Raw genomic sequence first — 21521 nt, 5'->3', positions numbered from 1 at the left:
TTTCAGGCGTGGTAGTCGTACCACTTCAGATATCCGCCCGCGTCCACCCGCAACTGCGTGCCGGTGATGAAACGGGACTCGTCGGATGCCAGGAACAGCACCGCGTCGCTGATGTCCTCGGGCTCGACATAGGGGACCGGCATGGCTTGCATGGTGTGGAAGGCGGGTTCGGCGTCCGCGCGGGTCGGATGCTCGAGATCGGGACGGAACGAGCGGTACATCGGCTCGCTCTGCAACATCGGGGTGTTGCAGTTGGTCGGGTGAATGACGTTGGCGCGGATCTTCTTCGGCGCGATGTGGGTGGCGAGTTCGTGCACGATCATCGACAGCGCGCGCTTGGCGACCATGTACGCGACGCCGCCCGGATCCTTGCCCGGCTGGTCCACCTTGCTGATATCCATCAGCGCGGCGAGGGAGCCGGTGGCGATGATCGAGGCGCCGGCTTCGAGATGGGGCAGCCCGGCGTGGATGGCGTTGAGCACGCCGGTCAGGTTGGTGTCGAGCACATCGGTCCAGGCCTGCCACTGCGGCTCACCCTTCATCCCGGCGATTCCGGCCTGAGCCACCACGATGTCGAGGCGGCCCAGCTCCTGCACCCCGTGCGCGACGGCGTCGCGCATCTGTGCGGCGTCGCGCACATCGGCCTGGACGGTGACGATGCGCCGCCCCGATTTCTCGACCAGTCGGGCCGTTTCGTCCAGGTCCTCCGGACGCGACAGCGGGTATCCAATGGAGTCGATGTCCTGACAGATATCGACGGCGATGATGTCGGCGCCCTCGGCGGCCAGACGCACCGCATGACTGCGGCCCTGGCCTCGTGCGGCTCCGGTGATAAAGGCGACCTTGCCCTCGACGCGTCCCACGGGGATTCCTTTCGGTGTGTGCGGTGCCCACCGGAAGGTGAGCCCGTTGTCTGGATTGGTACGGCTAGGTGTTGCGTCCGCCGTTGACGCCGAGGATCTGCCCGGTGATGTACCCGGCGCTCTCGGAGATCAGGAACGAGCACGCGGCGGCGATGTCTTCGGGTTGCCCCACTCGCCGCACGGGGGTGCGCTGGATGTGGTCGTCGATCGTGCCGCCGAGCAGCTTGGCCGACTCGGCCTTGCGCAGCATCGGGGTGTCGATGAAACCGGGCGGGACGGCGTTGACCGTGATGCCCACCGGACCGAGTTCGAGCGCCAACGACTTCGTCAGCCCGTTCACCGCGGACTTGGCCGCGACGTAGTGCGCCATGAACGGTTGACCCGAATGTGTGCTCGACGAGGAGATGTTGACGATGCGTCCCCATTTGGCCTCGAGCATGTCGGGCAGGACGGCTTGAATGCAGTGGTAGACGCCGTTGAGGTTGACGTCGACCACCCGCTGCCACTGCGCGAAGTCGATATCGACGAATCGGCCGGTGCCGTCGAGCCCCGCGGCGTTGACCAGGATCGTCACCGGACCGAGCGTGGCGCGGACCGCGTCGAGCGCGTCGCGCACCTGCTCGGGATCGGCGACATCGGCGGCGTGGGCGAATTCGGTTTCGGTCGGCCGCAGATCGAGGGTGGCGACGTGATACCCGTCGGCCCTGAGTCGTTGCGCGACAGCGAGTCCGATGCCGGAGCCGCCGCCGGTGACCACTGCGGTTTTCACGCCCACGCCTCCTCGCCGGCGAGGGTGGTCCGGTGCAGCTCGCGTTCGGAGGACGCCTGATAGGGCAACGCCCGGTGCAGGATTCCGGTGTTGTCCCAGATCACCAGGTCGCCGACGGACCAGTCATGGGTGTAGCCGAAACGCTCCTGTGTCGACCAGTCGAGCAACTCGTCCAGCAGCGCCCGACCTTCCTCGGGATCCATGCCGACGATGTGATCGGCCGTGGCGCCGATCACCAGGGACTTGCGGCCGTCCGCGCGCTCCCAGACCAGGGCCGTCTCGTGGGAGGGCTGGGTACGCCAGTCGGCGACCTGTTCGGGTGTCGGATCAGGGTGCACCAGTCGCTGCGACGCTTCGAAGCTGTGCACCACCCGCAGCCCCTCGTAGCGCTTGCGGTCCGCTTCGGGGAGGTTCTCGTAGGCGGCGTAGGTGCTGGCGAACTGGGTGCCGCCGCCTTCCATGGCGACATGGCGAGCGGTGAGCACGGTGGCCTTGGCCGGCACCTCGTTGGTGGTGTCGTCGATGTGCCAGAAGAACGTGCCCTCCAGGTATTTGGCCGCCCGGTTCTTCGCGGGATCGAGGGTGATCGTGAAGATCTCCCGGCCGCCGGGGGCCAACACCGTGCCCAGCTCGCGGCAGAACGCGAGTTGCGCGTCGTCGTCGAGGTGCAGACCGCGCACGACCAGCACACCGCGCCATTTCAGTGCCTCGAGGCACCGGCTGACCACCGTCTCGTCGTGCAGATCGGCGACGCCCGTGACTTCCACCCCGATCGTGGGACGCAGCGCTGTAGTGTGGATCACAAGAATCTCCCTTCCAGTTGCGAGAACCGTACTCTCGCTGAGAGTTCCTTCGCAAGGCCTGATATCGCCCTTTTTGCGAAGGGCGTGCTGCTGATCGGGGCGTGGGTCGCGGCATTCGGCTGATACGCGCCGAAGTGTATGGATATATTGTTCTCTTGAAGTGAGAATCACATTTCCAACGCTCAGCGAGGAGACGGGATGTCATCCCAGGACACGGACTCGGTCGGCGCGTCGGCGCCGACCACGGCAGTCACCAAGCGGTTGCTGATAGACGGACAGCTGGTCGAGGCGGAACACACGTTCGCCTCGCTCAATCCCGCGACCGGCGAGGTATACGGCTACGCGCCCGAAGCCACGCTCGAACAGACCGAGGCGGCCATCGCCGCCGCCCGTCGAGCCTTCGACACCACCAGTTGGTCGACCGATGCCGCGTTCAGGGCCCGCTGCCTCGACCAACTCCATCGGGCACTGCTCGACAACGTGGAGGACCTGCGCGAACTGACCATCGCCGAGGTCGGCGCCACCCGCCGCCTCACCCACGGCAACCAACTCGACTTCCCGATCGAGATCGCTCGCTACTACGCCGATCTCCTGCCCGCGTACTCGTTGACCGAGGAACTCGGCGAGCTCGAGATCCGTGGTGAGCGCCACCGGCGCTGGATCGAAAAGGAACCGGCCGGAGTCGTTTCGGCGATCGTGGCCTACAACTACCCACACCAGTTGGCCCTGGCCAAACTCATGCCCGCCCTGGCCGCCGGCTGCACGGTCGTGCTCAAGGCAGCCCCCGATACGCCGCTGGCCACGCTCGCACTCGGTGAACTGATCGCCGAGCACACCGACATCCCGCCCGGCGTGGTGAACGTGTTGTCGGCCGCCGATGTCGCGATCGGCAAGCTGATGACCACCCATCCCGACGTGGACCTGATCACCTTCACCGGCTCCACCCCGGTCGGGCGCCAGATCATGGCGGCGGCGAGCGAATCGCTCAAGCGGGTCTTCCTCGAGCTGGGCGGCAAATCGGCCATGGTCCTGCTCGACGACGCCGACTTCGCCACCACGGCCGTGTTCGCCGCGTTCACCATCTGCACGCACGCCGGACAGGGCTGTGCGCTCACCTCCCGGCTGCTGGTGCCGCGGGCCCGCCACGACGAGATCGTCGAGCTGGTCGCCACCAATCTCGGCTGGGTCAGCAGCGGCGACCCCAGTGACCCGAAAACGTATATGGGGCCGTTGATCAGCGCGAAACAGCGCGACAAGGTGCACGGCCTGGTCGAGCGCGCGGTCGCCGCCGGAGCCACGTTGGTCACCGGTGGCACCAAGGTCGACCCGGGCTTCTTCTACGCGCCGACCCTGCTCGCCGGTGTCGACCCCGACAGCGAGATCGCCCAGGAAGAGGTCTTCGGACCGGTGCTCGTCGTGATTCCCTACGACGATGACGACGATGCCGTGCGCATCGCCAACAATTCGATCTACGGCCTCTCCGGTGCGATCTTCAGCGCCGATGCCGACCGTGCGCTCGCGCTCGCCCGGCGGATCCGCAGCGGTACCTTCAGCATCAACGGCGGCAACTACTTCTCGCCGGACGCACCCTTCGGTGGTTTCAAGCAGTCGGGAATCGGCAGAGAAAGCGGCGTCGCCGGGCTCGAGGAATTCCTGGAGAGCAAGACCTACGCCGCGGTAGTCGGGTTGAGCGAAGCGTCGGGCGGGGCCGAGTAGTGCGGCCGCTGGAGGGAATTCGCGTACTCGAGGTCGCGATGTACGGCTTCGTGCCGTCGGCGGGAGCGGTGCTGGCCGATTGGGGCGCCGATGTCATCAAGGTCGAACACGCGGTCACTGGCGATCCGCAACGCGGCCTTCGACAGATCGGGCGCTTCCGGGTCGATGGTGACCCCAATCCCAATGTCGAACATGCCAATCGGGGCAAACGCAGCATCGGCGTCGACATGTCGGTGCCAGAGGGGCGCGAGGTTATCCACGAGCTCGCCCGTGGTGCGGATGTGTTCCTCACCAGCTTTCTGCCCCAGGCGCGCACGAAATTCGGGATCGACGTGGACGACATCCGCGCCGTGAACCCGAAGATCGTCTACGCCCGCGGCAGTGCGCTCGGCCCACGCGGCGCGGAGTCGGACAAGGGCGGGTTCGACATGACCGCCTTCTGGTGCCGCGGTGCGGTCGCCGCCACCATCACCCCGCCGGGCACCGAGGGCATGATCTCGCCGCCGGGACCCGCCTTCGGCGACACCATCTCCGGGACGAACCTCGCGGGGGGTATCGCGGCCGCGCTGCTCAAGCGGGAACGCACGGGCGAGCCGTCGGTGGTCGATGTCTCGCTGCTCGGCAGCGGTCTGTGGGCGCTGGGCCACACCATCGCCCTCTCGGCGCATCTCGGGCAGCCGATGGTGGCACCGGTGCCGGGCGCCCATGGCGCGCCGACCAATCCGCTCTCGGGCCTGTACGCCACGGCGGACGGTCGCTACCTGTCGCTGGTGATGTTGCAGCCCACCAAATTCTGGGCTGATGTGTGCCGTCATATCGGCCGTCCGGAGCTGGCGTCGGACCCCCGGTTCGGCACCGCCGCGGATATCGCGGCCAATACGCAGGAGGCTGTGGCGATCCTGCGGGAGGCGTTCGCGAGCGCAACCCTCGCCGAGTGGACCCAGCGTCTGACCACCCTGTCCGGACCGTGGGCGCCGGTGCAGGACAGCCTGCAGGTCGGCGACGACCCGCAGATCCGGGCCAACGAATACCTGGTACGAGCCGGTGAGCTCGAATTGGTCTCCAACCCGGTGCAATTCGATGTCACCGCGCCCGAGTTGGCGCCCGGCCCCGAGTTCGCCGCGCAGACCGAGGAGATCCTCCTCGAACTCGGACTGGACTGGGAACGGGTCATCGCCCTCAAGACAGCGGGCGCGATCACCTAGGGCAATCTCCGGCGGCGGCCGCTCGGTCGCCGCCGGAGCCCTCTAACGGCCGTGCTGGACCTGATCGAACGGTAGACCCCGGTCGGCGGCCGCCTCGCGGGGCATGCCGAGTACCCGCTCGCTGATGATGTTGCGAGCCATCTCGGTGCTGCCGCCGGCCAGACTCCATGCCTGCCGCATCAGGTAGTCCTGTCCGGCCCGGCCTGCTCCGGCGTCCTCGACGTCCGCACCGGTGGCGGCCGCGGCGCCCGCGATCCGCACCGCCATATCGGCTTGCAGCCACGAATTCTGGGCGCTGAACAGGCGGACCATCGATCCGGCCGCGGGCACGAGCGCCCCGGCCGCGATGCCGCGGGTCACGCGGGCGATCAGCTGATCGTGCACCATGTTCAGCGCCCGCGCCTCGCCGATGTCTTCCCTGACCCGAGGATCGTCCAACTGTCCGGTCCGTCTTGCCAATTCGATGAGCGCGGACACGTCGCGCCCACTGTGGGTCTGGACACCGCTGGCGTAGGGCGACGCGCCTCCGACCGCGCTGCGCTCGTGGCTCAGCAGCCGGTTCGCGGTCGCCCAGCCCGCGTCGACCTCGCCGAGCACCGCATCGGCGGGCAGCACGACATCGTCGAAGAATTCCTGGCAGAACTCCTGCGACCCGTCGACCTGGGTGATCCGCTGGACGGTGACACCCGGCGCGTGTACCGGAACCAGGAACATGGTGAGCCCGGCGTGTTTGGGCACCCCCCAGTCGGTGCGGGCCAGGCACAGACCGTAGTCGGCGGCGTAGGCCCCTGAGCTCCAGATCTTGGCGCCGTTGAGAACCCAGGTATCGCCCCTGCGTTCGGCGCGGGTGGTCAGTCCGGCCAGGTCCGAGCCACCGCGCGGTTCGGACAGGAATTGCACGAGCAGTTCCTCACCACGCAGCACCGCCGAGAGATGGGTGCGCTTCTGTTCCTCGCTGCCGATGTCCAGAATCGTCGGCGCGCAGATGGTCAGGGTCGGGATGTTGAGTGCCAGCGGCATTTCGTAGGCGCGCGACTCCTCGCTGAACACCCGCTGATGCGCGGGCGTCAGGCCGAGCCCGCCGTACTCCTTCGGAAAGCAGATCCCCGCGAAGCCGCCGTCGTACAGGAGGCGTTGCAGCTGTTTGGCGCGTTGCCAGGAGGCCTCGGACTTACTGGTCTCTCCGTGCTGGTTCGGTGGTGCGGGCGTGAAGTTGTCCGACAACCACCGTCGGGCGCGAACGCGGAACTCGTCGACGGGCTCGAGATCGGCGGTGCTCTGTTCGGTCATGCGACCTTCCTGTCCAGGAGATCGGTGAGGCGACGCCGATGCTCCTCCGGCGTTCCGTACAGCGCGCGCCCGAGGGTGACCCGCCGCAGGTAGAGATGGATGTCGTGTTCCCAGGTCACCCCGATACCGCCGTGGATCTGCACGCAATCCTGGAGCAGGCCGGGGGCGACAGCGCCGATATAGGACTTCGCGACACTGACGGCTTCGGCAGTTCTGATCGGGTCGCCGTGGAAGGAGTTGGCAGCGGCCCACGCTGTGGCACAGCAGGCCTCGAGCGAGGTCTTGTGTTCTGCCGCACGATGTTTGAGCGCCTGATAGGACGCCAACTGCCGACCGAAGGTGTAGCGATCCGACATCCACTGCACGGTCAGTTCGAAGGCGTGCTCGGCCGCGCCGGTCGACTCCGCGGCGGTGAGCGCGGCGGCGACCTGCACCTGGGTATCCAGTGCCGAGGCGGTCTCGCCCGGATAGCGCTGGACCACCGCGTCGTCGCCGACCACGACATCGACGAAGGAGACCTTCGCCGTGCGGCGTACGAGGTCGAGCGTCCAGGTCGGGATGACGGTGACCCCCGGTGCGTCGGCGGCGATCAGGACCTGGACCGGTCCGTCGGGACCGCGGGCCGACACCAGGAACACGTCCGCCTGATCGCCACACTCCACCCGGTCCTTGACACCGGAGATCCGGAAGCCGGTGCCCTCCGGCACCGCGAGGGTGTCGACCGCCGCGGCTTCCAGTCCGTGCCCCGGCTCGTAATGTGCCCAGGCGGCGATGGTGTCACCACTGCACACCGTGGCGAGCAGGTCCACGAAGCGGTTCTGCTCCCTGACCAGGGAGGTCAGCACCGCACTCGTGGTGACGAGCGGGCCCGGTGCGCAGGCCCGCCCGAACTCCATCGCGACCAGTGCGAGGTCGGCCATCGGCACCGCCGAGACCGATCCGCCGCCGAGCCGCTCCGGGACCAGCGGTGCGGTCCAGCCCAATTCGGCACCTTGCCGCCACCACTCGCGATCGAACCCGACGCCGGACGCGGCGAGGTCGCGCACGACGTCGAGGGGAACGGATTTCGCGAGGAATTCGCGGGTGGTCGAGCGGAACAACCGCTGGTCACCGGAGAGCTCGAAGTCCATCAGAGTGATTCCCAGACAGTCACTTTCATGGCTGCCGGGTCGATGGACGGGCTGAGCTGGATGCGCCCGTCAGCGGAGCGGGCCTGGATTTCCTTCAGCACCGGACCGGCGTCGCCGTCGATATCGTAGTCGGCCAGATAGGCGAATTCCGGGGGCTGCCCGCCTACCGGTTGGGCGCGAAATCGGTTGCAGGACTTGACCCCGGGTATCGCCAGCATGTCGGGGATGTGGACCTCGGTGTACCAGGTGTTGTATTCCTCGTCCATACCCGCGCGCGGACTGGAGAAAACGATCAGGTGCATGACAACGTCCTTCGGTTGTTCGGTTGTTCGGGTGATCAGCTGATGTGCTGGGCGGCATAGCGTTCGGCCCATTCCGCGCGAGGCCGGATGGTCAGGTCGACATCGCGGGCCTTGTTCCGCAGTGCCGCGACCGTCGCCTCCTCGCGGGAGATATGGGTGAAGGGATCCCAGTTGAGGAATCGGCAGGCGTTCTGCCAGGTGATCTGACGGATATCGCTGTCATCGGCGCCGGCGCTGGTGAGTTCTTCCAGGACGAATTCCGGGGCATCGGGAAACAGCGAATCCGAATGCGGGTAGTCGCACTCCCACGCGATGATGTCGATGCCGATCTCGTGGCGCATCTTGAGCGAATTGCGGTCGGTGACATAGCAGGCCATGACGTGCTCGCGGAACACATCGCTCGGCATCCGGCCGCCGAAGTCGCGGCGCAGCCATTTCTGATTGGTGTAGTGGCGGTCGGAGCGGTCGAGGTAGAACGGAATCCACCCGATCCCACCTTCGGACAGCGCGACCTTGAGACCGGGATAGGTACGCAGCGCCGGACCCCACAGCAGATCCTGGATCGCGATCTGGGACACCGTCGGCGCGAGGCACATGAGGTTGTCGATCGGCGCGTTCGGCGCCAACCGCAGCGCCCCGAAACCCTGTCCGATGTGCAGGTTCATCACCAGCCCGGTATCGGCGAGCGCGGCCCAGACCGGGCCCCAGTACTCGCCGTCGTGATAGGAGGGCAGTCCGTCGATGTGGGGGAGTTCGGGCATGGTGACGCCGCGGAATCCTTTGGCGGCGACCCGGTTGATCTCGGCGACGGCCAGCGCCGGTTCCCACAGCGGGAGAATGGCATTCGGAATGAACCGGCCGGGGTAGGTGGCGCACCATTCATCGATGTGCCAGTCGTTGTAGGCCGAGATCACCGCGATGGTGATCTCGTCCTTGAACTGGCTCAGGTGTCCGGCGCTGAAGCCGGCGAAGGTCGGAAAGCACATCGAGGACAAGATGCCGTTGGCATTCATGTCCGCCACCCGGCTGTGGATGTCGTAGACCCCCGGACGCATCTCGGCGTAGCGGGCCGGATTCTTGTCCCACTCTTCCTTCGGCCACCCCACCACCGCGTTCAAGCCGGTGACACCCACCGGCTTACCTCGATAGACCCACTGATCGACGCCCTGGTCGTTGGTGATCAGTTTCGGGATGTACTCGGCGTGCTTCTTGGGCGTGTGCCGGGCGAACATATCGGCAGGCTCGACCACATGGTCATCGATGCTGACCAGGATCATGTCGGTGAAGTTCATGGAGGGTTCCTCGGAGTCAGGCGAATACGGTTAACGCAGTTGGTCTTTCATGACCTTGCCGGTGGCGTTGAGCGGTAACTCGTCGAGGAACCGCACGGATCGGGGTGCCTTGAAGCCGGCCATCCGATCGCGGGCCCACGACACCAGTTCCGCCTCCGACACCGGGCTTTTCGCGACGACGAAGGCACGGCCGACCTGTCCGAGCCGCTCGTCGGGCACGCCGACCACAGCGACCTGGGCCACGGCGGGGTGTTCGAGCAGGAAGGCCTCGACCTCGGCGGGATAGGCATTGAAGCCGCCGACGATGAACATGTCCTTCTTGCGCCCGTTGATCCGCAGGCGGCCGTCCAGGTCGAGACTGCCGAGGTCGCCGGTGTGCAGCCATCCGTCGGCATCGATGGTCGCCGTGGTCGCGTCCGGATCGTCGAAATAGCCCTGCATGACGGAGTATCCGCGGACGAGCACTTCGCCGTCCTCGGCGATGCGCACCTCCACGCCGTCACACGGGGTTCCCACGGTGGTCGCGACTTGCTCGAAGCTGTCGCCGGGACGGGACGCCGTCGCGGTTCCGGCTTCGGTGAGCCCGTAGCCGGTCATGATCGATTGGAACGGCAGTTCGGTCTTGACCCGCCTGATCAGTTCGACCGGAATATCGGCGGCCCCGGTGACCGCGGTCCGCAAGGACGACAGATCGTGGGTATCGGGAGCGTCGAGCAGGGCGTGATACAGGGTGGGTGGCCCGGGGAGCATCGTCACCCGTTCACGTTCGACGAGTTCGAGCACCCGATCGATCTCGAACACCGGCACCGGCAGGATGGTGGCGCCGCGGATCAGCGAGCTGATCACCCCCGCCTTGTAGCCGAAGGTGTGGAAGAACGGGTTGACGATCAGATAGCGGTCACCCTCGCGCAGGTCGGCCAGATCGCACCATTCCGCGTACAGCCGCAGGGTCTGCCGATGATTCATCATCACGCCCTTGGGGCGACCCGTGGTGCCCGAGGTGTAGATGATGTCGGCGATGTCGGTGCCGTTCATCGTCCGTTCGAAAGGTTTACCGCTGGCGAGGAAGTCCGATTTCAGATCGATCACCGGGACGCCCTGCGGGCCCGTGTAGTCCGTCCCGAGGAAGCCCTGCTGCACCAACAGCAGCTCGGCGCCGCTGCGCCGCACGACGTCGGCGGCTTCCTCGGCCTTGAATCGGGTGTTGATCGGTACCAGCACGCCCCCCGCGGTGACCAGCCCGAACGCGGCGATGATCCACTCGGCCGAGTTGGGTGCCCAGATCGCCGCCCGATCGCCCTTCTCGATGCCCGCGGCCGCGAACGCACCCGCGGCCCTGCGCACTCGGTCCGCGAGGTCGGTGAAGCTCAACCGCAGTGGTCCGTCGACGATCGCTTCGGCATCCCCGAAGCGATCGCCGGCGCTCAGGACCATCTGCGGGATGGTCTCCCATGTCATACCTTCAGCAGCCTCGCGAGGTTGCCACCCATGATCTTGGCCTGGTGTTCCAGGCTCAGATCCTTGATCTCATGGATGTAGCGCGCAGGCTCGGCCAAGCCCTCCGGATGCGGGTAGTCGGAGCCGAACAGGACGTTGTCCACTCCGATGAGGTCGGCGATCCCGCCGAGATCCTCTTCCCAGAACGGGCTGACGAAGATACTGCGTTTGAGCGCCTCGACCGGGTCCTGATGGCCGAAGCCCTCCGGCGCCTTCTTGGCGACATCGGCCAGATTCTCCAGCAGCGGCGCCAGCCACGACGCGCCGTTCTCGATGACCGCCACCTTGAGCTCGGGGAAGCGGAACAGCGCGCCGTGGCACACCCACGACGCCACCGCGTCCTGGATCGGGCGCCATTCGGTGGTCATCCGGAAGGTGTTCGTCTGGAACGGCAGCATCTCCAGGCTGGAGCCCTCCCACTCGGCGTTGTGGCGCGAATAGCCGCTGTCGGAGGAGTGCATGGTGACGAGAATGTCGTGCTCGACCACCCGCTTCCAGAACGGGTCGAACTCCGGCAGCGCGAACGAGCGCATCCCGCGCAGACCGGGGACCGGGGCCGGGCGCACCAGAATGGCCTTGGCGCCGTGCTCGACGCACCAGTCGAGCTCCTCGATCGCCTTCTCGACGATGGGCAGGCTCACCACCGGGACGGTGAAGATGCGGTCCTTGTAGACGAAATTACCGTCCTCGCCCCAGGTTTCGAGCAACCACCGGTTCAGCGAGTGAATCACCGCGTGGATCAGATCGGGGTGGTGACGCATCCGCTCTTCGACGAGGCTGGCCAGCGTGGGAAACATCAGCGAGCGATTCAGCTGCAGCTCGTTCATGAGCTCCAGACGCGCGCCCGGCTCACGGAAGGCCGGGATAGAGCGCATCGACTTGCCGAAGATCTCCCGCTTGCTCTTGCCCTCCGGATTGCCGTTCTTGAAGTAGTCCTCCATCGCGCCGGGACGGGCGACAACCTCGAACGTGGGGTTGGGAATGTACTCGCTGATCTGGCCGAGGACCGCAATCTTGGTGCGCCCGTTGATCTCGACGTACTTGATGGTCCCCTCGTACTCCGCAGGGAGGAACTTGGTCAGCGCCTCCTTGGTTTCGTAGAGGTGGTTGTCCGCGTCGAACAACTGATACGGCAGATCCAGCTGCGTCATGAGAGCCTCCTTGTTGGGTTATGAGAATCATATTCTCACAAGATGCGCATGGCAATATTCGATAGCTACATTTGCGCCCATACCGTCTTGGTCTGCAGGTAGGCCTCGAGCCCCGCCTTGCCTGCTTCGTAGCCCCAGCCCGACTGCTTGTAGCCGCCGAAGGGCATGGAGTGGTCGAACACCATCTGGCAGTTCAACGAGACGGTGCCGGCTTGCAGCTGTTTGGCCAGTCGATGGCCACGGCCGAGGTCCTTGGTCCAGACGGTGGCGGCCAGGCCGTAGGTGCTGTCGTTGGCCATCGCGACGACCTCCTCTTCGGTGTCGAAAGGCAGGATCGTGACGATCGGGCCGAAGATCTCCTCGCGGTAGAGGCGGCTGGTGGCGGGGTCGACACCGGTGGCCACGGTGGGGTGCACGAAGTACCCGGTTCGATCGAGACGCTGACCGCCGGCCACGAACTCGACGCCCTCGGATTTGCCCTGATCGACATAACCCAATACCCGAGTGAGCTGCTTGGCGCTGATCAGCGGGCCTGCCATGGTGCCCTCTTCCTTGGGCCCACCCATCTTCATGTTGTCGGCCAGGTTCGCGATGCCCGCCACGACCTTTTCGTAGGAGCCGCGCTGCACGAAGACGCGCGAACCGCACACACACGCCTGGCCCGAATGTACGAAGGCGCCGAATCCGGCCATCATGATCGCCATATCGAGATCGGCGTCGTCGAAGATCAGCACCGGTGATTTGCCGCCGAGTTCGAGGGTGATCTTGTTGAGGTTGCTCGCCGCCGAGGCTTGCACGATCGCCCGGCCGACTTCGGTGGAGCCGGTGAAGGCGACCTTGTCCACGTCCGGGTGCGCGGTGATCGCCGCGCCGGTGGTGTGTCCGTGGCCGTTGACCAGATTGACCACGCCCTCCGGTACGCCGGCCTGGGCCAGGAGCCGGTCGAGTACCAGCGCCGAAAGAGGAGTCTCCTCGGCGGGTTTCACCACGCTGCTGCACCCGGCCGCGAGGGAGGGAGCGACCTTGGCGCAGTAGTTGAAGACCGGCCCGTTCCACGGGAAGATCAGCCCCACGACATCGTAGGGCTCCTTGAGGGTGTAGCCGTGCTGTCGCGATTCCACGCCGGTGAGCCCGCCGGCGTTCACGTCGTGAGCGATGCCGTCGATCTTGGTGCACCAACCGGCGTAGTAGCGGAACCATTCCGAACCGATGCCAACGGTGAGCGCGGCCTGGTTCTGTGGGATTCCGGCGTTGGCCGATTCGAGGTCGGCCAGCAACTCGGTGTTCTCGTCGATCAGATCCGCGACGCGCCAGAGGATCTTGGCCTTCTCGCTGCCCGCCAGGTTCTTCCAGATGCCGGATTTCGACGCCGCTTTCGCCCGTGCGACGGCGTCGTCGACGGCTTCGGCGCCGCCGTCGGTGAATTCGGTGAGCTGTTCCTCGGTGACGGGATCGACGACGGGGATCGCGTCTCCGGTGCCCGGTCGGTTGCGGATTTCGTCCAGCACATTCTGCACGGTCATGGTGTAGCTCCTCGCGTGTCAGCGGTGTTCTCGAGCGCAACGGATTCGGTACGCGCAATCCACCGTCGTCGCTAGGTTAAGCGCATAACCATCGGGGTGTCCAGACCCCGAACGGCCTCTGGTGAGGAACCGGGAAGCTAGGTGGAAGCCCGCACGATCAGGTGGGCGACATCGGTCGGTTGGGGAGCGGGCGGTGCCGGATATCCCAGTTCGGTGAGGACAGCGGCGATCGCGGCGTCGGCGACCGCGGCGGGGTTGTACTCCACCGTGGTCAGCGGCGGATCACACAGCGCCCCCATGGGATTGGCGTCGATGCCGATCACGGCGAGGTCGTGCGGGCAGCGCAAACCCGCCTCCCGGAGACCGTGCAACACCAGACCCGCGATCTCGTCGCTCTGCGCGCAGACCGCGCTCACCCCGTCGCGCACCCAGCCGGTGACCACCTCGGCCGCATTGCTCGCGGTGACCTCGTCCACCGTGATCGGCGGCAGGTCGTGCGCGCGCGCGGCGTCGACGATTCCTTGGAGCCAATAGTCGCCGAGGGCACGCCATTTGGCGACGTCGGTGCGCCCGAACGCGATCCTGCGGTGCCCACGCGAGACCAGGTGATCGACGCGCAACGCCCCGACGGTGAGCAAAGGGTCGCCGAGCGCGGGCAGCAGCCCGATCTCGATCAGGGGCACCTTCGCGGCCTGCACCTTGCCGCGTGCGTCACTGCTCAACGGGAACAGGCTCACTACCGCGATCGGATCGAGGTTGTCGATCGCGTCGATGACTCGCTCGTGGTCCTCGGTCTCGAAGATCTGCACCTGGAGCAAACCGTGCTGCGCCAGTGCGGTGGCCATCAGGCTGCCCGCCTGAATCGGCATGTCGCCCACCGCGACCCGTGGCAGCACGGAGAGCACCACCCCGCTCCCGCCACGCGCGAGGTTGCGCGCGGCGACATTGGGGCGATAGCCGAGTTGTCCTGCGGCACGGTAGACCGCTTCTCTGGTGCGTGCGGAGATCCGTTTGCCCGCGGAGTTGTTCAGGACGTAGCTGACGGTCGCGGTCGACACGTTCGCCAGCCGGGCGACGTCGGCGTGGGTGGGCCGCGCGCTTTTCCCGACGTTCGTCGCGTCACGATCGGGAGCGGGAGCGGCCATGGACTCATGATGGCACCGTCACCGCGGACCTGGCGTGTAGGGGCCGCCGTACGGAGTGGGAACGGTCTGCGGTCCCACCGGGGCAGGCTCGGCGGTCTGCAGGGGGTCGGCGGGCGGTGCGCCGGGCACGGGGTCGTTCGGCGGGCGCGGAGCGTTGCGCGCGCCGCGCGGCATGAGGGTGGGATCCGGGTCGGTGCAGTCCGCGTTGACGTAGGGCTGCGCGTAGTCGGGCACGGAGCCGGGCCGCCGCGGCACGTTGTAGTCGCAGGCGTAGCGGGGGTAGATGCTGGCCAGTGCCCAGACTCCGCCGTCGTGGAACGCCGAGGCCACCGCGTCGAGAGCCGATCCGGCGCGTTGGCGGGGAAAGAAGAACTCGTCGAGTGCGGGGATCCGGGAGTAGGCGACCTGCGAGACAGTGACGAGGTTGCCCAGCAACTGCACCATCGTCGGAGAGTTCTGCGCGAGGATGGTGTCGAGCTCGGTCAGCATCGGCGGTGTCTGGGCGAGCAGCTGTTCGTAGCCGCCGGTCATCGACGCCATGCCGCCGAGCACGCCCGCGAGATTCGCCGATGTCGACCGCAGCGAAGTGCGCCCGTCGTGCAGGGTCGCGACTACGACTCGGCTGTTGCGCAGCAGGTTCACGGTGTTCGGCAGCACGGTGTCGAGCGTGGAGATGAGGAACGTGCCACCGTCGACGATCGCTGCCAGTTTGTCGGGGCCCGCCGGACCGACGCCCAGTTCCCGCGAGATGGTCGCGAGCCGGTCGGGATCGATCTGGGCGAGGGTGCCGCTGAGGCTTTGCAGCATGTCCGACATCGGCACCGGGGTGGAGGTGCGGTCGGCGGTGACCAGCGCGCCGTCGCTCAGATAAGGACCCTCGTTGCTCGCGGGCAGGAAATCGAGATACTGCTCGCCGGCCGCCGACAGCGCCGCGGCCCGCACCTGCCCCGACACCGAGATCCGGACATTTTCGTCGATGGCGGCGACGGCGACCACCTTCTCGTCCACCACCTGAACCGAATCGACGCGCCCGACGCGCACACCACGCACGGTGACTTCCTGGCCGGGCAGCAACCCGCCCGACTGAGCGAGTTCGACTCGCACGCGATACGGGTGATCGAGTGGATCGACGCCGAAGGTGAACAGGACCAGGTGCGAACAGGCGCCGGTGAGAACGACGAGTAGTCCGAGTAGCGAGACCGCGGACCGATGGCGATGCGCGGCGCGGACGACCTCGACGAGTGCGCGGGCCGGTGGTTCGATCATGCTCCGCGGGGTCATCGTGGTGTTCCTGTCAGCCGACCGCCCAGCCGATCGATCATGTGTTGGAGCGAGCCGACGAACGCGGTCCAGTCGGTGATATCGGGAGCCCTGCCGCCAGGCCCGCCCGGATTCGCGGGATCGGGAATCGCCAGCTGGGTGACGTCGACCGCCACGTGCCCGTTGGGGCCACTGATCATCTTGAGCACGATCTTGATCATGTCGTTCACCGTGTCGAGGTCGGCCTCGGGATTGAGGGCCGCGGCGTTGAGTCCGGCGGCCAATTGGTTGATGTTGGCGGCCATGCTCGTGGTGTTGGTGCCTGCGACACTGGGGAACCGGGCCAGCTGGGTGGCGATCGTGTGCACGCGATCCACCAGCGTGACCACCGAGTCGGTGTTCTCGGCGAGGACTTCGATGGCTGGTCCGGCCGCGGCGACGGTGTCGGCGAGCGTGGTCTGCTGGGCTGCCACGGTCCCGCTGAGGTCGGCCGCGGCGTGCAGCACGCCGTTGATCTGGTCGGTGCGGTCGGCGAGGCTGCTCAGCAGTGCTCGGGTCTCGTCGAGCAGCGCGGCGAGCCGGTCGCCGCGGCCCCCGACGTGGTCGCTGAGCGCGGCGACGACGGTGGTGAGGTATTGGATCGTGCCGCCGTTGACCAGAAGTGATGCGCGAGTGAGCATTTCCTCGATCGTCGAGGCCGCCGAGGTCGACTCCAGCGCGATCGTGCCGCCGTCGCCGAGCATGGCGGTGCCGGGCTCGACGATCGGCGGCGGCTTCACCGCCACGAAGACATCGCCCATCGGTGTGGCAGATCGCAACTGGGCCGACGTGCCGACGGGCAGCCGTACCGACGAGGTGATGCGGAGCGTCACCTCAGCCGTGTAGTCGCGGGCGGACATCGACTCGACCTGGCCGATGTCGGCGCCGTTGAGCGTGACCTTCGCCTTGACAGGAAGGTTGAGGGCGTTGGAGAAGGTGGCGGTGAGTGTGTAGGTGTCCCCACCGAGCCCCGGTGCGGGCAGCGGCAATTGGTCGAGCCCCACGGCACATCCGGTGGCCGACAAGGTGAGCGCGGCGGCGACCCCGAGCCTGAGCACTGTCCGGTTGCGAGGTGTCATCGACCGCTCCTTCCCGCGATTCCCGCCAGGATGGCGGTGATACCGAAATCCGGTCCCATGTCGCGCATGGTGCCGGTGGCGCAGCCGTGGTTCTGCAGTTGCAGCAGATTGCAGACCTCCTTGACCATTTGGCCGTCGAGCAGCAGCCGGTTGACGTCCACACCGGCGCGTAGCGCGCGGACATTCGGGTCGACGGAGTTGTAGGCGTTGTCGACGACCATCGGGAACACGTCGAGGAACTGGGCGAGGTTGTAGTCGTAGGCCGCCAGGGAACCGGTCACGGTGTTCGCGTTGGTGACGAGGCCGGAGATAGTGCCCTGGTGGCGCCGGAGCAGCTCGGTGACCTGGCCGATGATCCGGTTCAGCGCCGCGCCGGTCGAGCCGGTTCCCAGCTGTTGATCGGCCAGGAAATCGCTGAGCTGCGCTACGGCACCGCCGAATTCGCGCAGCGTCTGATCATTGCGCGCCGCCGCCGCGGTCAGCTCGTCGAGATTGGTGACGACGGTGGTGATCGCATCGCGGGTGGCGGTCCCGTTGTCCGCACCCAGTTGCAGCGCACGGGAGAGCTCACCGAGCGCGGCCCGCATGTCGTCGCCGTTGCCTCGGGTCGCGGCGGACCCCAGGCCGATCAGGTCGGCGACCGGGCCGGCACCGTTGCCGTCACCACCCAGTGAGGTGGACAACTTCTGCGCCATCGACAGCAGGGCATCGAACTCGACCGGCGACTTCGTCCGCGCCGGATCGAGCACCGCGCCCGAGGGCAAGGTCGGCCCGCCGCGGTAGACCGGGGTGAGTTCGATGTGGCGGTCGGTGAGCAACGAGTCCGAGATCGTCACCGCCTGCACATCGGCGGGCAGCTGGATCGAGCTGTCGATTCGCATCTCGACTTCGACCTCGGTGCCGTGGGCCTCGATCCGAACGATGCGCCCGACACGCATTCCGAGCACCGAGACCGGGTTGCCCTCGTACAGGCCGTTGGCATTGGCGAATTCGGCGGTGATGGTGGTGGTTCCCGTGTCGGACCCGACCGAGCAACTGGTCAGGCAGGCGGCGGTTACCACGATCGCGGCCAGTTTCAGGCTGGACAGCAGTGTGTTCATCGGCAGTCCTGGAGATAGGGGGCTCGGCCGGACTCGACGGCGACGGCACTCAACGCGCACATCCACGAGTCGACGAAAGCGCCGTCGGGGGCGTTGGCGTTCAGTTCCGCGCCGGTGCCGGTGGCATTGGCGAACATGCGCCAGGGGACCGGAAGGATCTGCAAGATACTGCGCAGCAGGTCGTCGTGGCCCGCCATCATCGCGGTCATGTCGCGCAGGTCGGTCAGCAGTTGTTCGATTTCGGCGTTCTCACCGACCACGATCGGTTCGAGCCGCTGGACCAGCGTGGTGGTCGCGGCGAGCAGTCGACGCAGCGCGTCCTGGCGGGCGAGGATCTGCCGCAGCACGGCGCCGCCCTGCCCAACCACCGAGCCGAGTTCGGCTTGCTGGGTATGGATCACGGTGCTGACCTGGTCGGTACTGGTGAGCAGGGTGCCGATCTGGTCGCGTCGGGTCGCGATGACGTTCGACAGCGACCGGATGTCGCGCAGGATGCCAGGGACCAGCGACGGCAGGCCGTCGAGCCCCTGCGACAGCGATGTCATCGACGCGGCGATCTGGTCGGCGTCGAGTTCGTCGAAAGTGGTGGTCGCGTCCTGCAGGGCGGTCTCGAGGTCGTAGGGAACAGTGGTCTGGGACAACGGAATCCGATCGTCGCGCAGTTCGCCGTTGCCGGATGAGCGCAACTCGATATAGCGCGAGCCGAGCAGCGTGGTCAGTTTGATCGCGGCCGCGGCATCGGCGCCGAGGGCGACCTCGTCGTCGACCGACAAGCTCACCTCGACATGGTCGCCGGCGAGCCGGGTGCTGGTCACCGTGCCGACGGGAATGCCCGCCCACGTCACCGGGTCACCGGCGGCGATCCCCGCGGCCTGCGCGAAATCGGCCCGCACAGTGCGTGTGCCGAGGTGTAGCGAGTTGACCACGACCAGCACGAGCAACACCAGCACGACGGAGAGCACGGCGATGAGGCCGGTCCGTAGCGACCTGTCGGTGGCGATCGCGCCGGAACCGGCGGCGCCCGGGCGTGGCAACAGAGAGGAAAGGGCGCGCAGTGGATTCTTCATGGTCCTACCTACAGATCGCGGAGTGCTGGGGTCGGCCGGTCGGGGAGGCGGCGCCGAGGATCTGCGCGATCACGGGATCGATGCCCGGGATGATGCTGAAACTGATGTCGCAGACATAGGCGTTGACGAAAGAACCGGCGTCGGTGGCCCGGATCATGGACTGGAACAGCTGCGGGAGATTGAAGCCGAGGAACGCGAAACGTTCCTTGCCGTCGACGAAATGACGCGCGAAGCCGGGTTCGCGATTCATGAACTCCGTCAGCGACGGGCCCGCGCCGTCGATGACAGCGGCGGCGTCGGAGACGACCGTGGAGATCTGCGCGGTCTGGTCCAGCAGTGTGTCGCGCCGGGTTTCGAGTGCGTCGAAGATCTTGCGGGTCTGGGTGAAAGTCGTCTGCAGCCCGGCGCTCTGCCCGGCCAACGTGGTCATCACCGCCGACAGGTTGTCGATCAGCGTGCCCAGGATCTGGTCGGGCCCGGCGAAGGACTGCACCAGGGTCGCGGTCTCGGTGATCAGCGCGGCGACCGCGCCGTCGTCGCCCTGGAGCGCTCGGATCAACGCGGAGGTCAGATTGTCGACGTCTGCCGGGTCGAGGGCGCTGAACAACGGCTGGAATCCGTTGAGCAGCCCCGACAGATCGAAGGACGGTTCGGTGCGATCGAGCGGGATCCGCGCGCCGGGCGCCATGGGCGTCGGATCGCCGGATTCGGCTCTGCTCAGCCCGAGGTAGCGCTGCCCGATCAGATTCTGATAGATGACCGAGGCGATCGTGTTGCCGTACACGGGCTGACCTCGCTGGATCCGGAAGTCGACCTCGGCGTGCGGGCCGAGGATGTCGATGGAGTCGACCCGGCCCACTTGTACTCCGGCGATCCGGACGTCGTCACCCACACGTAGTCCCGAGACATCGCTGAAGACAGCGGAATAGGAGTGCGTGTCGCCGCTGACGTCGCGTTGCAGAGTCACCCGGACCATCCAGATCAGCAGCGCGGAGACGAGCAGAAAGGCGGTCAGTCCGGCGAGGTCGCGTTTGTGTTTCACCGTGGTTCTCCGGCGGCTGATGGGGCCGGCACGGTCAGACCGAACAACTCGGCGAGGCCGGCGGCTTCCCGTGGCAGACCGAGGCTTTCGGCCAGAATGTCGCGCTGGTCGAGCGTGTTCACCGGTTGGTCGGCGGCGCCGATGACCGGTGGACCCGCGGCGGGTCCGTTCTCGCAACTCGCACCAGCGAGTTCTCCGTAGCGCGGACAGTCGGTCCGGGTGTATTGCTTGTGCGGAGTGAGTTCGACGATCACTTTGGCGGTGCCGGTCTGGGTGTCGGGTTGCCAGAAGTCGTGCGCGAACACGTGCGCGATCCGGGTTTGCGAGGTCGTCATCTGGACGAAGTTGCCGCTGCCCGCGGCGAGAATCTGTAGCACGGGGCCCAGCCTGGAGTTGAGGTCGATGATGGTCTCGGTGCGGTTGTTCAGCGCGGTGCCGACCGTTTCGGTGGTCGCGATGCCGCCGGTGAGCAGTTCGGTCAAGCGGACTCGCTGCTCGGCGACGCTGCGCATCGGCCCGACCGCGCTGTGTAGCGCGGCGAGCAGATCGGGTGCCGATTCCTGCAGTCCGTGCACAGCCTCCGACAGTCCGGTGAGCAGCGCGGGGGAGTCGTCGACGCCCGACAATTCGCCCTGGTAGGCCCGCACGATGCGCGCGAGCTGGGCGGCCGCTGCCAGCGCGTCCGCGCCGCGGCCACGGGTCGCCCGTTCGACGGTCTCCAAGATCCCGACGGTGGGATCGGCGTCGGGGCGTCCCACGGCGTCGACGATGCGGCTCAACGCGGTGAGCGAGGTCTGCAACTGCACGCTGGCCTTGCTGTGGTCCTCCGGTATCGACGCTCCTGACCTCAGCGCGGGGCCCGGTCCGTTGTCGATGAGCTGGACCGAGGGCACCGCGAACACGTTGCTGGGGACGACGCGCGCCGTCACCGTCGCCGGAATCGCGGCGGCGTGCGAGGGGATCAGTTCGATGTGAACCTTGTTGGGGTGGCTGCCGTCCGAGGCAACCACGTCCTGCACACTCCCGACCAGCACGCCGTGATATTTGACATCGGATCGTTTCGGCAACCCGTCGCCCACGTCGACGAGCATCGCGGTCACCGCGACCGTCTCCGCGAACGCGCCTTCCGAGCGGGCGACCATCGCCGCGACGGTGGCGACGACGACGGTCAGCGCGGCCATCCCGCGCACGAACAACTTGGTATTGCTCAGGTGCCTGTCGTCGGATTCGAACACTATCGACATCGCA

The 21521-nt window shown here is 66.8% G+C and carries 19 protein-coding genes; 2 read left to right on the top strand and 17 right to left on the bottom strand.

The window, feature by feature from the left end; genetic code table 11:
• Nucleotides 1-2 precede the first annotated feature (2 nt).
• The 3 genes from ASD42_RS00615 to ASD42_RS00605 all read right to left on the bottom strand — a co-directional run bounded on the left by ASD42_RS00615 (nucleotide 3) and on the right by ASD42_RS00605 (nucleotide 2435).
• Nucleotides 3-863 carry a mycofactocin-coupled SDR family oxidoreductase gene (locus ASD42_RS00615; protein ID WP_056809098.1) on the bottom strand — a complete coding sequence of 287 codons (861 nt, stop codon included), beginning with the start codon at nucleotides 861-863 and terminating at the stop codon, nucleotides 3-5.
• A 64-nt stretch (nucleotides 864-927) separates the two neighbouring features.
• Nucleotides 928-1632: an SDR family NAD(P)-dependent oxidoreductase gene (locus ASD42_RS00610; RefSeq protein WP_056815064.1), complete on the bottom strand. Its 705-nt coding sequence runs from the start codon at nucleotides 1630-1632 to the stop codon at nucleotides 928-930.
• Nucleotides 1629-2435: a TauD/TfdA dioxygenase family protein gene (locus ASD42_RS00605; RefSeq protein ID WP_056809096.1), complete on the bottom strand. Its 807-nt coding sequence runs from the start codon at nucleotides 2433-2435 to the stop codon at nucleotides 1629-1631. Before ASD42_RS00605 ends, ASD42_RS00610 begins: the two co-directional genes overlap by 4 nt.
• A gap of 198 nt (nucleotides 2436-2633) precedes the next feature.
• On the opposite strand from ASD42_RS00605, the gene ASD42_RS00600 reads away from it, so the two are divergent.
• Together ASD42_RS00600 and ASD42_RS00595 are read left to right on the top strand one after the other, a co-directional pair.
• Nucleotides 2634-4151, top strand: a complete 1518-nt coding sequence (locus ASD42_RS00600; protein WP_056809094.1) for an aldehyde dehydrogenase family protein — start codon at nucleotides 2634-2636, stop codon at nucleotides 4149-4151.
• On the top strand, nucleotides 4151-5356 hold the full coding sequence (locus tag ASD42_RS00595) for a CaiB/BaiF CoA transferase family protein (protein ID WP_056809092.1): 1206 nt from the start codon (nucleotides 4151-4153) through the stop codon (nucleotides 5354-5356). The genes ASD42_RS00600 and ASD42_RS00595 overlap by 1 nt, the downstream gene beginning before the upstream one ends.
• Nucleotides 5357-5398: 42 nt before the next feature.
• On the opposite strand, the gene ASD42_RS00590 is transcribed toward ASD42_RS00595, so the two are convergent.
• The 14 genes from ASD42_RS00590 to ASD42_RS00525 form a co-directional block, all read right to left on the bottom strand.
• Nucleotides 5399-6646, bottom strand: coding sequence for an acyl-CoA dehydrogenase family protein (locus tag ASD42_RS00590; protein WP_056809089.1), 1248 nt, complete (start codon nucleotides 6644-6646; stop codon nucleotides 5399-5401).
• Nucleotides 6643-7776 (bottom strand): acyl-CoA dehydrogenase family protein, encoded by a 1134-nt coding sequence (locus tag ASD42_RS00585; RefSeq protein WP_056809087.1) that lies wholly within the window; start codon nucleotides 7774-7776, stop codon nucleotides 6643-6645. Before ASD42_RS00585 ends, ASD42_RS00590 begins: the two co-directional genes overlap by 4 nt.
• Complete coding sequence (locus tag ASD42_RS00580; RefSeq protein WP_056809085.1) at nucleotides 7776-8078, bottom strand: DUF4286 family protein; 303 nt, start codon at nucleotides 8076-8078, stop codon at nucleotides 7776-7778. The genes ASD42_RS00585 and ASD42_RS00580 overlap by 1 nt, the downstream gene beginning before the upstream one ends.
• A 35-nt stretch (nucleotides 8079-8113) precedes the next feature.
• Nucleotides 8114-9370: an amidohydrolase family protein gene (locus ASD42_RS00575; protein WP_056809084.1), complete on the bottom strand. Its 1257-nt coding sequence runs from the start codon at nucleotides 9368-9370 to the stop codon at nucleotides 8114-8116.
• A gap of 30 nt (nucleotides 9371-9400) precedes the next feature.
• Nucleotides 9401-10828, bottom strand: a complete 1428-nt coding sequence (locus ASD42_RS00570) for a FadD3 family acyl-CoA ligase (RefSeq protein WP_056809081.1) — start codon at nucleotides 10826-10828, stop codon at nucleotides 9401-9403.
• A complete protein-coding gene (locus ASD42_RS00565; protein WP_056809080.1) occupies nucleotides 10825-12018 on the bottom strand; it encodes an amidohydrolase family protein in 1194 nt (397 codons plus the stop codon). The genes ASD42_RS00570 and ASD42_RS00565 overlap by 4 nt, the downstream gene beginning before the upstream one ends.
• 65 nt (nucleotides 12019-12083) lie before the next feature.
• Nucleotides 12084-13541 carry an aldehyde dehydrogenase family protein gene (locus tag ASD42_RS00560; protein WP_056809078.1) on the bottom strand — a complete coding sequence of 486 codons (1458 nt, stop codon included), beginning with the start codon at nucleotides 13539-13541 and terminating at the stop codon, nucleotides 12084-12086.
• Between the two features lie 137 nt (nucleotides 13542-13678).
• On the bottom strand, nucleotides 13679-14686 hold the full coding sequence (locus ASD42_RS00555) for a LacI family DNA-binding transcriptional regulator (RefSeq protein WP_056809076.1): 1008 nt from the start codon (nucleotides 14684-14686) through the stop codon (nucleotides 13679-13681).
• 18 nt (nucleotides 14687-14704) lie between these two features.
• A complete protein-coding gene (locus ASD42_RS00550; RefSeq protein ID WP_056809074.1) occupies nucleotides 14705-15967 on the bottom strand; it encodes an MlaD family protein in 1263 nt (420 codons plus the stop codon).
• The gene (locus ASD42_RS00545; RefSeq protein WP_063893536.1) at nucleotides 15964-17064 is read right to left on the bottom strand and encodes an MlaD family protein; all 1101 of its coding nucleotides are present in this window, start codon (nucleotides 17062-17064) and stop codon (nucleotides 15964-15966) included. The genes ASD42_RS00550 and ASD42_RS00545 overlap by 4 nt, the downstream gene beginning before the upstream one ends.
• Complete coding sequence (locus tag ASD42_RS00540) at nucleotides 17061-18164, bottom strand: MCE family protein (RefSeq protein ID WP_131817126.1); 1104 nt, start codon at nucleotides 18162-18164, stop codon at nucleotides 17061-17063. Before ASD42_RS00540 ends, ASD42_RS00545 begins: the two co-directional genes overlap by 4 nt.
• The gene (locus ASD42_RS00535; RefSeq protein ID WP_084786973.1) at nucleotides 18161-19231 is read right to left on the bottom strand and encodes an MCE family protein; all 1071 of its coding nucleotides are present in this window, start codon (nucleotides 19229-19231) and stop codon (nucleotides 18161-18163) included. Before ASD42_RS00535 ends, ASD42_RS00540 begins: the two co-directional genes overlap by 4 nt.
• Before the next feature lie 4 nt (nucleotides 19232-19235).
• Nucleotides 19236-20273 (bottom strand): MCE family protein, encoded by a 1038-nt coding sequence (locus tag ASD42_RS00530; protein WP_056809070.1) that lies wholly within the window; start codon nucleotides 20271-20273, stop codon nucleotides 19236-19238.
• The gene (locus ASD42_RS00525; protein ID WP_056809068.1) at nucleotides 20270-21517 is read right to left on the bottom strand and encodes an MlaD family protein; all 1248 of its coding nucleotides are present in this window, start codon (nucleotides 21515-21517) and stop codon (nucleotides 20270-20272) included. Before ASD42_RS00525 ends, ASD42_RS00530 begins: the two co-directional genes overlap by 4 nt.
• Between the last annotated feature and the right edge of the window lie 4 nt (nucleotides 21518-21521).

The organism is Nocardia sp. Root136, assembly GCF_001427185.1.
Classification (GTDB): domain Bacteria; phylum Actinomycetota; class Actinomycetes; order Mycobacteriales; family Mycobacteriaceae; genus Nocardia; species Nocardia salmonicida.
Note: the sequence above shows the minus strand (reverse complement) of the source record. Positions and strands in the feature narration are given on the sequence as shown.

Excerpts from the sequence above, each read along its gene's own strand:
- ASD42_RS00540 (WP_131817126.1), bottom strand. The coding sequence starts at position 18,164 with ATGAACACACTGCTGTCCAGCCTGAAACTGGCCGCGATCGTGGTAACC.
- ASD42_RS00550 (WP_056809074.1), bottom strand. The coding sequence starts at position 15,967 with ATGACCCCGCGGAGCATGATCGAACCACCGGCCCGCGCACTCGTCGAG.
- ASD42_RS00585 (WP_056809087.1), bottom strand. The coding sequence starts at position 7,776 with ATGGACTTCGAGCTCTCCGGTGACCAGCGGTTGTTCCGCTCGACCACC.
- ASD42_RS00525 (WP_056809068.1), bottom strand. The coding sequence starts at position 21,517 with ATGTCGATAGTGTTCGAATCCGACGACAGGCACCTGAGCAATACCAAG.
- ASD42_RS00590 (WP_056809089.1), bottom strand. The coding sequence starts at position 6,646 with ATGACCGAACAGAGCACCGCCGATCTCGAGCCCGTCGACGAGTTCCGC.
- ASD42_RS00600 (WP_056809094.1), top strand. The coding sequence starts at position 2,634 with ATGTCATCCCAGGACACGGACTCGGTCGGCGCGTCGGCGCCGACCACG.
- ASD42_RS00565 (WP_056809080.1), bottom strand. The coding sequence starts at position 12,018 with ATGACGCAGCTGGATCTGCCGTATCAGTTGTTCGACGCGGACAACCAC.
- ASD42_RS00555 (WP_056809076.1), bottom strand. The coding sequence starts at position 14,686 with ATGGCCGCTCCCGCTCCCGATCGTGACGCGACGAACGTCGGGAAAAGC.
- ASD42_RS00535 (WP_084786973.1), bottom strand. The coding sequence starts at position 19,231 with ATGAAGAATCCACTGCGCGCCCTTTCCTCTCTGTTGCCACGCCCGGGC.
- ASD42_RS00560 (WP_056809078.1), bottom strand. The coding sequence starts at position 13,541 with ATGACCGTGCAGAATGTGCTGGACGAAATCCGCAACCGACCGGGCACC.
- ASD42_RS00580 (WP_056809085.1), bottom strand. The coding sequence starts at position 8,078 with ATGCACCTGATCGTTTTCTCCAGTCCGCGCGCGGGTATGGACGAGGAA.
- ASD42_RS00570 (WP_056809081.1), bottom strand. The coding sequence starts at position 10,828 with ATGACATGGGAGACCATCCCGCAGATGGTCCTGAGCGCCGGCGATCGC.
- ASD42_RS00575 (WP_056809084.1), bottom strand. The coding sequence starts at position 9,370 with ATGAACTTCACCGACATGATCCTGGTCAGCATCGATGACCATGTGGTC.
- ASD42_RS00545 (WP_063893536.1), bottom strand. The coding sequence starts at position 17,064 with ATGACACCTCGCAACCGGACAGTGCTCAGGCTCGGGGTCGCCGCCGCG.